This is a genomic window from Pirellulales bacterium (genome assembly GCA_036499395.1).
Classification (GTDB): Bacteria; Planctomycetota; Planctomycetia; order Pirellulales; family JACPPG01; genus JACPPG01.
On record DASYDW010000064.1, the window covers coordinates 35,213 to 49,095 of the forward strand.

Consider the following 13,883-nt stretch of genomic DNA (forward strand, 5'->3'; position numbering starts at 1 on the left):
GACCACGACTGGCCAAATCACTTCTCGGCGAAAGCTGCGTCGAAGGCGACCTGGCTAGGCGGGAAGTCGAGGCGTTTGACGAAGTCGGCCGCCTCGCGAGCGCCGGCTTCGCGGTCCATGCCCACGTCTTCCCATTCCACTGAAAGCGGACCGGCATAGCCAATCTGGTTCAGGCAGCGGATGATCTCTTCGAAATTAACGCCGCCGCGGCCAGGCGAACGGAAGTCCCAGCCGCGACGCGGGTCGCCAAAGTTCAGATGGCTCGACAGGATGCCTGAGCGCCCGTTGAGCGTCACGATCGCATCCTTGACGTGTACGTGATAAACACGGTCCGGGAACGCGCGTAGAAACTCGACCGGATCGACTCCTTGCCATAGCAGATGGCTGGGATCGAAATTGAATCCGAACTCATCGCGCCGGTCGATCGCAGCTAATGTCCTTTCGGCGCTGTAGAGATCGAAAGCGATTTCTGTTGGATGCACTTCCAGGGCGAAGCGCACGCCACAATCGCCGAAGACGTCGAGGATCGGATTGAATCGCTCGGCGAACAGCGCGTAGCCGGCATCGATCATCTCCTGCGGAACCGGCGGAAAAGAATAGAGCATTGGCCAGATGCTCGAGCCGGTGAAGCCATTCACAACCTCGACACCCAGCTTCTGCGCCGCGCGGGCTGTGTTCTTGAGCTCTTCGGCAGCGCGCGCGTTCACGCCGGCCGGTTTGCCATCACCCCAAACATGCGCAGGCAGGATAGCCTTATGCCGGCTGTCGATCACGTCCAGCACGGCCTGACCTACCAGGTGCGTACTGATGGCGTGTAGTTGCAAGTCGTAGCGTTCGAGGAGATCACGACGACCGGCGCAGTAGCCGTCGTCCGAGAGTGCCTTTTCGACCTCGAAATGATCTCCCCAGCATGCCAATTCCAAACCTTGATAGCCGAATTCGCTGGCCTTCCGCGCCAGGTCTTCCAATGGCAAATCGGCCCATTGACCGGTGAATAGCGTAACGGGCCTGGCCATGCCGAGATTCTCCTGTATTCGCGGGGCGGCTCGAAAAGACAGCGACCGTTGACGGTCCTGCCCCTTGTGGCCACGAAAAGTCGAAACTCGATTCTCTCAAATACCTCTGTCCTGACAACCGAATCCGCCTGGCACAAAACCGACGTCGCGGTCCGGGGTTATATCCAGAGGAAGCTTTGTGCGACCTCGGCCTGCACTACCGCACCGGCTGGCATTTACCCAGTTTACGCACGCGGTTAGAGTTAACACTCCGGCCCCTTCCGCGTCTCGTACTGCATCCCTGAAACCGCGCGTGATGTGGCACGGGTATACATGCATAAACCCATGGTCTGATTGGCCAGCAGTTGGCAATCCGCCCCGCTTTTTCGATCACGTTTTGACAAAGGGTCAAACTCTATGAAGCGTCTGACGGCAGCTTTCCTTGTTTTGGCGTTTGCGGCGCAGGTCGGACAAGCGGCGACCAAGTCTGGTGTACAGCCCGGCGGAAAGGTCGAGAATTTCACCCTGGCCGATTACCACGGCACCGAGCACTCGCTGACGGACCTGGCAGGGAAGCGGGCAACCGTGATTGCGTTCCTGGGAACAGAATGCCCGTTGGCGAAAAGCTACGGTCCTCGACTGGCTGAACTCGCCGCCAAGTATCAAGCGCAAGGAGTGTCCTTCATCGGCATCGACCCGAATCGCCAGGATTCATTGGCCGAGATCGGGGCCTACGCGCGGACCTCGGGGATCGAATTCACGATCCTCAAGGACATGAACAATAAGATTGCCGACGCGATCGGCGCAACGCGCACGCCGGAAGTGTTCGTGATCGACCAGAACAAAACGGTCCGCTACTCGGGCCGGATCGACGATCGCTATGGTGTCGGCTATGCGCGCGACAAAGTCGAACACGATTATGTCGTGTCGGCACTCGATGCCGTGCTGGCGGATATGACGATCGAGACGGCGCATGTCGACACGGTGGGCTGCCTGATCGGCCGCACACGCGAGGCTGATCCAAAATCCGCCATCACGTATTCCAATCAGGTTGCACGGATCTTTCAGGATCATTGCGTAAGCTGCCATCGGCCGGGCGAGATCGGCCCCTTCGCCATGACCGACTACAGCGAGGTGGCCGGCTGGGCCGACATGATCGCCGAAGTCGTGCGCGAGCGTCGTATGCCGCCGTGGCACGCCGATCCAAAATATGGTCACTTCCGCAATGACATCAGTCTGTCCGACGCGGACAAGGAAACGATTTTTCAATGGGTTGCCGCCGGCGCGCCCGAAGGGAATCCCGCCGACCTGCCTGCGCCTCGCGAATTCGCCCAGGGATGGACGCTGCCACGCGAACCGGACCTGATCGTCGACGTGCAGGCCGAGCCGTACACGGTGCCGGCCGACGGCGTTGTCGAATATCAATACTTCACCGTCGATCCTGGTTTCACTGAAGATAAATGGGTGAAGGCCAGCCAGATCATCCCCGGTAGCGCTCCAGTTGTGCATCACGTGTTGTGCTTTGTGCAAGCGCCAGGACGCGATCGCGGCAGCATTGACGAAAATGGTCTCGGCTTTTTGGCAGCATACGTCCCTGGCTTCCGCGCCGCGCCGTTTCCGGATGGCATGGCCAAGCACGTGCCGGCTGGTTCGAAGCTGGTATTTCAGATGCACTACACGCCGGTCGGCAAGGAGCAAGCGGACCTCTCGAAGATCGGCTTCATTTTCGCCAAGCCCGACGAACTGACGCACATGGTGCAAACGGTGTCGACAGGCAATCGCGGCATCAACATCCCGCCGCATGCCGAGGACTACTCGCGCGAAGGGACAATGTCCGCCTATAAGCACGATCTGACGATCCTCTCTTATTCGCCTCACATGCACGTCCGTGGAAAGGCGTTCTCGTACGAGGCGATCTACCCCGATGGCAAGCGGGAAATGTTGCTCGACATCCCGCGATATGATTTTAACTGGCAAACCAACTACGAATTGACCGAGGCCAAGGTCCTGCCCCCCGGCGCTCGCGTGCATTGCGTTGCGCATTGGGACAACTCGGACAATAACTTGGCGAATCCCGACCCGTCGGCCCGCGTGAGCTGGGGCGATCAGACGTTCGAGGAGATGATGATTGGCTTCTTCGACGTGGCAATTCCGCTCGACCGCGAGAAGCTGCTGGCCGACGGTACGATTCCGAAGCTCGATCCTGCCGCCACAGTCGAGGACCGGGCGAAGGAACTGGTCAGCCAATTGGATGGCAATGGCGACGGCAAGTTGACCAAGGATGAAGTGCCCGAGCGTTTCCAATTGATGTTCGGCCTGCTCGATGCGAATCATGACGGCTTCGTCGACGCCGACGAGGCGCTGAAGTTCGTCAAAGCTAGCGGTGGCCGTCGTCCGGGCGGATTGGGTGGTGGCGGCGGACGCCGTCAACGCGGAGACCGTGACGACAACACTCATCGCGGCGGCGGCGCCCGTAAACAGGCGACCGAAACGGCAGATCCCGCCGGGCGGTAGCGGTTCGCACCCACGATAGATGACAGTGAAGTTGCGCCACGTTACAGGCGCGTCGTGATGATCGTGCTACTCGCCGCGCGGTCCACGACGGCCGGACCGGGCGGCGCGACGACCACCGCGAGCGCCGCCACGCGTACGGCGTCGAGCGGGGCGCTGAGCCGCGACACAGATTTCCTGTCGGCCGTACTGCAGTTGTCGGGCCATGACCTGCGGATAGCCCCACGAGCGAACTTGCTCCAAATACTCCGGCACGACGTCGGCCAGTTGCCAATCGTGCAACTTGAGTGTCAGTAGCAGCCCCTCGATGTGGACGTCCTCGTGCGTGACGATCTCTTGGACGGCTTCGAGCGTGGTTTCCGGCGTCACGTTCATGTCTGCCGCCAACAAGCGCGTTTTGCGAAATTCGCGCCGTCGCACATCGGACGCGCGCTTCCGCACGTGCGTGAAGCCGGGATGCGCCAGCAGCGTCGCATGCATTACCGCCGGATCGATGCCAACGACTTGCAGCCCGCGTGCCAGTAATACCTGACAACTGCCTCCGGGCGCGCAGCCTAGCTCGACGGCGTGCTGCCCAGCAGTGACGGGCAACTGAGACCACTCAAGCGCCTCGGCCATTTTCAAGTACGCGCGCGACACCATATCGGCCGGCGGCGCGACTTCGTAAAAACCTCCCGCGCGGCACGAAGGCCCCGTGCGGGCGCGATGATAGCCGATCCACCATTGCCCCGGGTCAACTAGTACGCAATCGAGTACCAACTCGCCAGGCTGTGCGAGGGGGGGCGCCGTGGTCATTTCGGCGCATGACGCTGGCGCATTGCGCACGAGCGCGACGCGGACCGCGTCGCCTGCTTCGCTGGGTCCGGGCTCGTAATCATGATCGCCTGGCGCCCGCAGATCGCGCTGCCAGACGTGCAACCGTGAGAACGATTGCCCCTCGGCCAGCTTCCAGGCGGCGTTTGCCAAGTCGTCTTCGTTGTCGCCAGTAACCTTGCCGAGCGACATGCCGCTGGTGCGGGCGAAAACCGACTGTGGATCGAAGTCATCCGGTACACGGTACGGCGGCGGTAGCTTAAACGTCAGAAAGCCGGGGCGCGAATAGGCGAAACGAAAGTCAGGCCAGCGACGGGCGAACTCGGCTTTCACGGCCGGCTCGGCGCCGACCTGACACGTGACGAACAGAAACTGTGCTTCGGAATCCATCGAGCGGTATTGCCTTTACACCCCGGCCCCGGCCGGAACGCGCGCTTGCGACTCGACATGGACCAGGATTGATTTGAAAGCGGGGGTCTTCGAGGCCGGGTCCACATGCCGGGGCACCAGCACATTCGCCTCCGGATAGTACATGAGCACATTGCCGGCCTTAATCTCGGGATATGAACGGACCAGGATGTTTGGCAACTGGCCGACCTCGCTCGAGATCGTCACGCGCTCTTCGACGCGCAGCCCAAGTCGCGCGATGTCTTGCGGGTGCATCAGGATCACATCGCGCCGATCCTGATTGCGATACAGGTCATAGTCCTCGTACACAACGGTATTGAATTGCCCTTCGCTGCGCACCGTCATCAAACGAAGTTGGCCATTGACCAGCGACGACTCGGGGAGCTCGTGCGTTTTTAATCGCGCCTTGCCGTCAGCCGTGTTAAATCTGGCGGCATGAAAGACGCGGCCCGGGATCTGAAATTCTTTTTTGGTCTGATCGATCGTGGCGATCTGTTCAAAGCCGGGGACAATCGCGGCGATCGCTTCGCGAATGCGGTGGGTGCTTTGCATCCCTTGCCAGTCGATGGGACGGTTATGCTCTAGAACGCGGCCGGCCAGGTCCGCGATCGCGGCCACTTCGCTGCGCGGCCCGACGTGTCGCGCCGGTCCGCCATCGCTCAGGCGGACATAGTTGAACATCGATTCCTGGGTCGTTACCTGCGGCTCTTCGTCGCGCGCCAGCACCGGCAGGATAATTGTCTCGCCTGCCAGGCCGTGAGCATGACCCGTGTTCAACGTGGTGTTCAGATAGACGATCATTTCCAGGTTGCCCAGCGCACGGGCGGCGTAGGTCGCATCGGGGTTCGAGCCGTAGAGGTTGCCTCCCAGGCAAAATCCAAATCGCAAGCGGCCCGCTTCGGCCGCCTCGACGCACGCCATCGTGTCGAGGCCTGGCGTGGTCGGCAATTGCACGCCGAAGTAGTTCTGCAACCGGTCGAAAACCGCGTCTTTCAGCTTCGGCGAAACACCGACGGAACCGATGCCCTGCACATTGGAATGGCCGCGGATGGGAAGTAAACCCGCATGAGGACGTCCGACCATTCCGCGCAGCAGGGCCAGATTCGTGATCGCTTCGACATTTTGCACGCCGTGCAAATGATGGGTGATCCCCATCGTCCAGGCGAAGACGACATTCTTGGCTCGGGCATAGCGCTCGGCGATTTTGTCGATATCGGCCTTTGTCACTCCGCTGCGCTGACAGATTTCGCTCCAGTGGAGCGAACCGAGGCGCGACTCCAGCTCGGGCCAACCTAAGCAGCTCTCGCGCAGGAATGTTTCGTCGGTCGCCCCCATTTCGACAATTCGCTTGGCGATCCCGGTCAGTAGAGCCAGGTCGCCACCGATATCGGGCTGCACGTACAGGCTGGCGATTTCACTGCCGAAGAGCATGCTGCGCGGATCACTCGGCACGCGGAAGTTCACCATACCGGTCTCGCGCACCGGGTTGATCACGACCACTTCGCCGCCACGGCGACGGACGTGCATCAGCGTGGTCATCAAGCGCGGATGATTGCTGGCCGGATTGCCGCCGATGACGAATACCAGGTCCGTATGCTCAAGGTCTTCGAGCTGAACGGTCGCAGTGCCGGTTCCCAGTGTGTTGGCCAGCCCTACGCCGCTTGCCTGATGGCAGTAGTAACTACAGTTGTTGACGTTATTGGTGCCGTACAATCGGGCGAAAAGCTGCACCAGGAAGCCGGCCTCGTTCGAACTTCGCCCGCTGGTGTACCAGAACGTTTCGTCGGGCGCCGCATCGCGCAGCTTGTCAGCGATGCGCGAAAGAGCTTCATCCCAGCTAATCGATTGATAATAGTTTTCGCCGCGGATATGCATGACAGGCTGCGTCAGGCGTCCGCAATGTTCCAGCTCGCGCGGCGAGAAGCGTTGCATCTGCGCAACGGAATACGTGGCAAAAAAATCGGGCGAAATGCCTCCTTGCATGTCCGAGACCATCGCCTGCAACGATTTCTTGCAGACCTCGGGAAAGTGGCCAGCCTCGTTCACCATGCCGCCGGCCTGCCCCCCCATGCCCAGCGCGCATGTCTTGCAGGCGTTGCGCGAGCGCATGGCCTTCCACAGCTTCCAGATGCCGCCGGCCTGACGCGCCTTGGAAAAGGTGTACCGAATGGCCTGCCAGCCGCCGCCGGACGTGAGTTTCTTCATGGCTGGTCTCGAACTAACGGGGCATGTGGCGCCCTTCTTGCGGCCGGTGGGCATCGGCGCTTCCGCTCCGCCAGCGGCGTCCGTGATGCAGGTGGGGATGGCCGCACTCCTGCAGTTTAGCTGCGATGAAGCCGCCGTACAAAGGGCGCCGGAGCTGGTAATGCCGCGATTTAAATGCGGAAGGCATCAATAGATGCGCTGAGCCTCGAAAGCCCGATCGCCCCCCAATTCGGACCTTGATTTGTTATATTGGCGGCGAAGCATGTCCCGCGCCCGCCGAGCACGGCCACCGCTGCCGGTCGGGTCCAACGCCCCATCGTCTCGGCGAAAGCGACTTTGCCGCACAGCGCGCGTTCCAGCCTCCGCCAACTGCCATGATCCTGCTCAACGTCGTCGATATCACCAAGCACTTTGGCCCCGATCCGGTTCTGGACGGGGTGACGTTCGAGGTGCGCCCCGGCGAAAAGATTGGTCTCGTGGGTCCCAACGGTGCCGGCAAGACGACGTTATTGTCGATCCTGGCCGGTCGTCAGTCGGCCGACGGCGGCAGCGTGGAGTTACACTCCTCGGCGCGGCTCGATTATCTCGAGCAGCAACCGACGATCGTGCCCGGCCGTACGCTGTGGCAAGAGGCCGCCGCCGCTCTGGCGAGTTTGACGGAACTGTCGGAGGAGGCCGAGCGGACGGCACACGAACTGGCCGCGGCCGAGGATCCGGCCGACCACAAGCGGCTGGCCGAGCGCTACGAACGGCTGCAACACGAGCTCTCGCACCGCGACGCCTACAACATCGACCACCGCATCGAGCGCGTGCTGGAAGGACTGGGATTTTCGCGCGAGAACTTCCAGCAGCCCATCGAGCAGCTCAGTGGCGGTCAGCATAACCGCTTGCTTCTGGCGCGGCTGCTATTGGCCGAGCCTGACGTGATGTTGCTCGACGAACCGTCGAACCATCTCGACATCGAGGCCACGCAGTGGCTCGAGCGCTTTCTGGCCGACAGCCAGCAGGCCATGATCATTGTCAGCCACGACCGCTATTTTCTGGACAAGGTCACAAATCGCACCGTCGAGTTATTTCGCGGCACAGTCGACTGCTATACCGGCAATTTTTCGGCGTATTGGCGGCAAAAGGCCCAGCGTCTGGAGGTGCAAGCGCGCACTTACGAAAAGCAACAAGAGCAGATCGCCAAGACCGAGGACTTCATTCGCCGCAACCACTATGGGCAGAATCACGCCCAGGCCGAAGACCGGCGCAAAAAGCTGGCGCGGATCGAACGGGTCGACGCTCCACGCGAAATTCAGGCGCCGCCGATGGGTTTTACGCCGGCCGACCGCACGGGTGACGTCGTGCTGCGCGTCGAGCGCCTGGCCAAGGCCTACGACCGGCCGCTATTCACAGACCTGTCCTTCGATATTCAGCGCGGCGAGCGTTGGGGAATTCTTGGCCCAAACGGCTCGGGCAAGACGACCCTTTTGCGCTGTCTGGTAGGGGAAGAGAAACTAGACGACGGGCGCGCCATCATCGGCGCGAAAGTGCGCATTGGATATCACGATCAGTTGCTGCGCAGCCTGGATTCGGAGGAACAAGTAGTCGACGCGATCCGGCCTGTGCGCAAACAGTTCAACGAGCCGCAAAGGCGTAGCCTGCTGGCGCGATTCGGACTCACAGGAGACGCCGTGTTTCAAAAAGTCGGCAGCCTGAGCGGCGGTGAACGTAGCCGGGCTGCGCTAGCGCAACTGGCGGCCGACGATGCGAACTTCCTGGTGCTGGACGAGCCGACGAACCATCTGGACCTGTGGGCGCGCGACTCGCTCGAGCGTTCGCTGACCGAGTTCGACGGCACCGTGCTCTTGGTCAGCCACGATCGATACTTTCTCAATCGTGTTGTCGATCACCTGCTGGTGGTCGAACCGGGAAAATTTCGTGTGATCGAAGGAAATTACGACGCCTATCTGCATCTGGTCGCGCAAGGATTGGCCGGCGACGATAATGGCCGAGCGGCTGACGAGAAAGCGAAAGCTGCGGTCAAGCGTCCAGGCCGCGCCGAAAAAGCGGCACGACCGAAACGCAAATTTCCCTATCGCAAGGTGGCCGATCTAGAGGCGGAAATCTTTCAGCGTGAATCGCGCGTCGAGGCGTTGCATGCCGAGTTGGCCACGCCCGAGGCCTTGCGCGATGGGCAGCGTGTGCGACAAATTCAGGCGGAAATCACCGAGCAGCGAACGGCCCTGGAATCGCTTTATCCGCATTGGGAAGAGGCCAGCGAACTGAATTGATTCGGACTCGCGGAAGTCCACCACGAGACCAGGCACGGACCTGTCGCCGGCGTCGATCAAATTCCTGGCGCGAGGCTGCATTTTAACCACGTCGACAGTCAATAGGCCGAGCGAATACTCAGGCTAAACTGATCGCGCGGTCCGAGGCCTTGCAGGCTGGGTGAAATCTCACCGTGAGCGAAATGTGAGACAACCTGGCGCGCTTGCTGCGAGCGCAGGCGCGACCTAAAATCGAGTAAGACTGTCACCACGTCCGTCCCCATGTCTGCTCGGAGTCTACGGAGTACGCACCATGAAGTTTCAAGTGCTATCGCACGCTGGGCTCCAAGTTACGTCGAATGGCCGAACTCTGGTCACCGATCCGTGGATTCTCGGGAGCTGCTACTGGCGCTCGTGGTGGAATTACCCTCCCGTTCCGAGTGAACTCGTTCGCTCGCTCAAGCCGGATTTCATTTACGTCACGCACATCCACTGGGATCACTTCCAGGGGCCATCGCTGCGGAAGTTCGACAAGGGGACACGGATCTACGTGCCCAAGGGCAACTTCCGCCGCATTCGCAACGACCTCGAGCACATGGGCTTTACCAATATTGTCGAGCTGCGCCATGGCGAAGCGGTCGATTTAGCGCCTGACTTTCGTATTACTTCGTATCAATTCGGTGTTTTTCTCGATAGCGCGCTGGTGATTGAGTGCGAGGGAATCAAGATTCTCAACGCCAACGACGCAAAATTCATGGGTGGTCCGCTCAAGCAGATCGTGGACCGGCATAAGAACTTCGATTTCGTGCTCCGCAGCCACAGTTCGGCCAATTCGCGATTGTGTTACGAACTGATCGACGCGCCGCAGGAAGCCGTCGACGATATCTCGGCCTATGTCGAGAATTTCGCCGATTTCGCCTTGTCGTCCGGAGCCACCTACGCCGTTCCGTTCGCCAGTAATCAATGCTACTTGCACCGCGAGACGTATCGCTTCAACGATCTGGTGCAGACGCCGACCATGGTCCGCGACTATTTCGAAGAGCACGGGATCGAGAATCCCAGCGTGCAGGTTATGGTGTCGGGCGATAGTTGGTCGACGGAGGACGGGTTCTGCGTGTCGGATGGAGACTATTTCACCAACCGCGAACAGCGCTTGCAGGAATATCTAGAGCGAAACCGCGAGAAACTGGAGAAATTCTATGCCAAGGAGGCCCGGTCAAAGGTCACTCTGGCCGACATGCAGAAATACTTCGACAAGTTTCGCAAGGCGCTGCCGTTTTTCGTGAAGCGGTCGTTTCGTAACAAGCCCATTACGTATGTGCTCACGGCCGGGGATGTGAAGACGATTTTTCGCGTCGACCTGTACCGCGGCACTCTCGAAGAACTGGATCATTACGACGACGACGCGAATCCGATCCAGATCCACACGTCGACGTTGATTATGCGGCAGTGCCTGAAAATGGACCTGTTTTCGCATCTGGCCATTAGCAAGCGAGTTCGTTACCGGTCGCGAAAGCGCGACAAACGGTACATCGAGCGGCTGAACTCGCTGTTCAATTTTTACGAGTACGACATGCTGCCGATGAGACGCATGTTGCAGGGCCGTTTCCTCCAAACCTGGACCTTGCGCTGGCGCGAGGTGCTGTTGTACTTCCACCTGGTGTTCAACAAGCTGGTACACGGCAATATGCGGTTGCGCAACTTTTTGCCTCACCGGCCGCGCCCCGACGCCATGTCGCTAACGAATCAAGCAATCGAGCGAGCCCGATCTCGGCAAGTCGACCGCCAGCCCGCCGGGGCTTCACGATCCGTGTAGCTGCGGAACGCATCGGCAAATTGCAATACTGCGAACAAAGGGGCCAGGATCGGCGCCTCGCTCCGTTTGACGCAACCATCTGAGGAGCGCCTAAGTGCGGTCGGCGTAAGTCGCGTCGCCGGCCAAACCCAAGTCATTGATCAATTGAGTCCAGCGACCGTCGGGCGGGCCGCAACTGGACTGGGCGGACTTGTATTCCCGCAATTTCGCAGTACGATGCCAAATGCAATCGGTTAAAGAATTTCGCATGGCGGCATTGTCAAATGACCCAAATTGCCCAAAATCCTGTTCCAGCTGAGTCATCATCGAAAGGGTGCGGATAAAACGCTGGAAAGAAGTCGAATCGAACGAAGACGTAAAGACACAAGTCATTGAAAACCAATGACTCCCAAATAGACGCCTCCTTAGCTCAATTGGTCAGAGCATCTGACTCTTAATCAGAGGGTTCCCGGTTCGAGTCCGGGAGGGGGCACTCGCAAGGCCCTGCCATAACAGACGTTATGGCAGGGCCTTTTTTTGCGCGCTGCACGAAAAAGGTGTCTGACACCTTTTTCTGCCCGGCGGTTTCCGCTTTGCGAATTGCTTTTTAGCGTTTTGCGCAGCCTGGTTTGTCGGCCGTCAGTATCCGGCAGCCGGCGGCATATAGAAGGGTGAAAAGGGAATTTTGAAAGACGGGGTCTCGTCCCTCGTTCGGCACCCTATTTACGAGGCAGGAAACGATGAACCGAAAGTTGATTTGCCTGGCTGCGGGATTCGCGGCGCTGATTTGCAGTGGTCAAATGACTCGGGCGGGTGTCGTGCTTCTTGATTCCGGTGTGGGCGGACATGCAGCCGCTGGAGCCAGCTATGTGAATTTCGATAGCTTGTCTATTGACAATCAGAATGTGGGCGTTGCTGAGAACACGGCTGGTAACGGATACATCACGGCAACATTTACACCCAACGCCGACACTGCTACCGGAACGACCACAAGCTACGCGGCTCCCTATCTCTCCGGCGACAATAACTTGCACTTTGGCGCGGATCCGAATAGCACATACACTGGCCCGGACTCGACGCAATATTTAACGAGTGGCAGCAATGACGGGGTTCCGACAGGTGCTTCGATCGTCCTGACGTTCTCGTCGGGTTCGCAATCGTATTTCGGCATGTTGTGGGGCTCGGTGGATGACTACAACACTCTGACGTTTCTCAACGACGGCCAAGTAGTGACCTCATTCACCGGTACGCAAATCATCGCTAGTCAGTACTATGGCAATCAACAGCAAAACGGGACGGTGTACGTAAACTTCAATTCGGACGTCCCCTTCGATGAAGTCAAGATACAAAGTAGCCAGTTGGCGTTCGAGTTCGACAACGTCGCTTACTCCGGACTCACGGCCGATCCCCAGCTAACCATTGCCCCCGAGCCGGCCAGCGTCGCCACCTGGGGAATGCTAGGTGTTTGCATCGCCGGCTGGACTTGGCAGCGCAAAAAGAAATAGCCGTACCTTTCACCTCATTGGTACCGGCTTGCCCGCGCAAGAAAGAAGCCTTTCCATGACAACTGTCGTGGAAAGGCTTTTTTTTGTTTCTTGCCGAGACTAAGCTTTTCGTACGTCTGTCGACATCATTACCGTGATTTAATCGCGGGCGATGTCCGATACGACAAGTCTTTGTTCTCAACGCTTCACGGGGCATCTGGCATGGCCGACGAATGGTTTTATTCCCAGGGCGGAAATCGCGTGGGACCTGTGTCGGCAGCTCAGCTACGGCAGTTTGCCGAGAGCGGAACGATAACTCCGGACGATTGGGTCTGGAAGCAGGGAATGCAGGACTGGATTCCCGCCCGCAGGATCAATGGACTGTTTCCGCAGCCGGCGGACTTGTCGGTCATGTCCGAGGAGCCGCGTCACGTCGGGGCAATGGCTGCGCCGGCCCAAGGGTCGGCCCCAGCGCCCGGCAATCAGCCCGAAGGCTTCGGCTTTCAATGGTACCTGGTCGTCTGGAAAAAATTCGCCGATCCCAGCGGCCGCGCGCGCCGCATGGAGTATTGGACGTTCCTCCTGTTTCATTACATCGTGATAATTCTGCTGATGATCGCCGGACGAATGGCCAATGGCTCGAGCATGATTGTGAACTTGTACGCGCTCGCCGCAATCGTTCCTACGGTCATGGTGAGAATCCGCCGATTGCACGACATCGGCAAAAGCGGCTGGTGGTTACTGATTTCCATTGTGCCGATTGTCGGTTGGATAATCATGCTGATCTTTTTGACCCGCGCCAGTGAGCCGGGCACGAACAAGTACGGGCCGAATCCGCTAGGACAAAATGCGTAGCGGTTTCCGCAGACGCACCGCTGCATCGCCCTCGCGCTGCCCGCAGCTTTACTTAGTTGGCAGCCACCGTCTGATCGCGAAACTTCAGCACTGACGCCACGGTCAGCGCGACAAACACGATCAACGCCGCGCCCTGCGCGATCGCGAACGGGGGCTCAGACTGTGTGGGGGCCAGATCATGCAGAACCGGCACTTTCATGAACGACTGGACGATCAGCACGAAGAAATTCAGGTACAGCGAAATTATCGCGCTGACCACATAAATCGGCCGCCACGCCCCGATCATGCGCCGCGGATAGCGGGCCACGATCGCGACAGCCAGCACGGCGAGCGAAATGGCGCCGATCACGATGCCCGGTGTGATGCCGTTGAATGGGAAGAAGATAAAGCCGGTGACGCTCGTGGCCACGGTACTGATCAAAAATACCGCGGTCCAACGATCAAGACGTTGTGAGTTCAACAAACCCCACACGACGACGAAGCCCGAGGCTATCCCAATCAGGCTGATGGCGACATGCGCGAAGGTAAGCGCTGGCGAACCGAGAACCATGAGAAGTAACCT

General features: G+C 59.4%; 9 protein-coding genes and 1 tRNA gene. 6 read left to right on the forward strand and 4 right to left on the reverse strand.

Annotated elements, in window-relative coordinates; genetic code table 11:
* Positions 1-17 precede the first annotated feature (17 nt).
* A complete protein-coding gene (locus tag VGN12_11360; protein ID HEY4310041.1) occupies positions 18-1,016 on the reverse strand; it encodes a sugar phosphate isomerase/epimerase in 999 nt (332 codons plus the stop codon).
* 396 nt (positions 1,017-1,412) lie between these two features.
* On the opposite strand from VGN12_11360, the gene VGN12_11365 reads away from it, so the two are divergent.
* Complete coding sequence (locus VGN12_11365; protein ID HEY4310042.1) at positions 1,413-3,509, forward strand: redoxin domain-containing protein; 2,097 nt, start codon at positions 1,413-1,415, stop codon at positions 3,507-3,509.
* A 66-nt stretch (positions 3,510-3,575) separates the two neighbouring features.
* Here VGN12_11365 and VGN12_11370 read toward each other — a convergent pair whose 3' ends face one another.
* Both VGN12_11370 and VGN12_11375 read right to left on the reverse strand, forming a co-directional pair.
* Positions 3,576-4,709: an SAM-dependent methyltransferase gene (locus VGN12_11370; GenBank protein HEY4310043.1), complete on the reverse strand. Its 1,134-nt coding sequence runs from the start codon at positions 4,707-4,709 to the stop codon at positions 3,576-3,578.
* 15 nt (positions 4,710-4,724) lie between these two features.
* The gene (locus VGN12_11375; GenBank protein HEY4310044.1) at positions 4,725-6,932 is read right to left on the reverse strand and encodes an FdhF/YdeP family oxidoreductase; all 2,208 of its coding nucleotides are present in this window, start codon (positions 6,930-6,932) and stop codon (positions 4,725-4,727) included.
* 374 nt (positions 6,933-7,306) lie between these two features.
* On the opposite strand from VGN12_11375, the gene VGN12_11380 reads away from it, so the two are divergent.
* The 5 genes from VGN12_11380 to VGN12_11400 all read left to right on the forward strand — a co-directional run bounded on the left by VGN12_11380 (position 7,307) and on the right by VGN12_11400 (position 13,321).
* Complete coding sequence (locus VGN12_11380; protein HEY4310045.1) at positions 7,307-9,208, forward strand: ABC-F family ATP-binding cassette domain-containing protein; 1,902 nt, start codon at positions 7,307-7,309, stop codon at positions 9,206-9,208.
* A gap of 292 nt (positions 9,209-9,500) precedes the next feature.
* Positions 9,501-11,003, forward strand: a complete 1,503-nt coding sequence (locus tag VGN12_11385) for an MBL fold metallo-hydrolase (GenBank protein ID HEY4310046.1) — start codon at positions 9,501-9,503, stop codon at positions 11,001-11,003.
* A 398-nt stretch (positions 11,004-11,401) separates the two neighbouring features.
* A tRNA-Lys gene (locus VGN12_11390) sits at positions 11,402-11,475 on the forward strand.
* 247 nt (positions 11,476-11,722) lie between these two features.
* Positions 11,723-12,487 carry a hypothetical protein gene (locus VGN12_11395; GenBank protein HEY4310047.1) on the forward strand — a complete coding sequence of 255 codons (765 nt, stop codon included), beginning with the start codon at positions 11,723-11,725 and terminating at the stop codon, positions 12,485-12,487.
* Between the two features lie 201 nt (positions 12,488-12,688).
* On the forward strand, positions 12,689-13,321 hold the full coding sequence (locus VGN12_11400) for a DUF805 domain-containing protein (protein HEY4310048.1): 633 nt from the start codon (positions 12,689-12,691) through the stop codon (positions 13,319-13,321).
* A gap of 52 nt (positions 13,322-13,373) precedes the next feature.
* Here VGN12_11400 and VGN12_11405 read toward each other — a convergent pair whose 3' ends face one another.
* Entirely contained in the window at positions 13,374-13,871 is a 498-nt protein-coding gene (locus VGN12_11405; protein HEY4310049.1) for a hypothetical protein, read from the reverse strand.
* Positions 13,872-13,883: the final 12 nt, after the last annotated feature.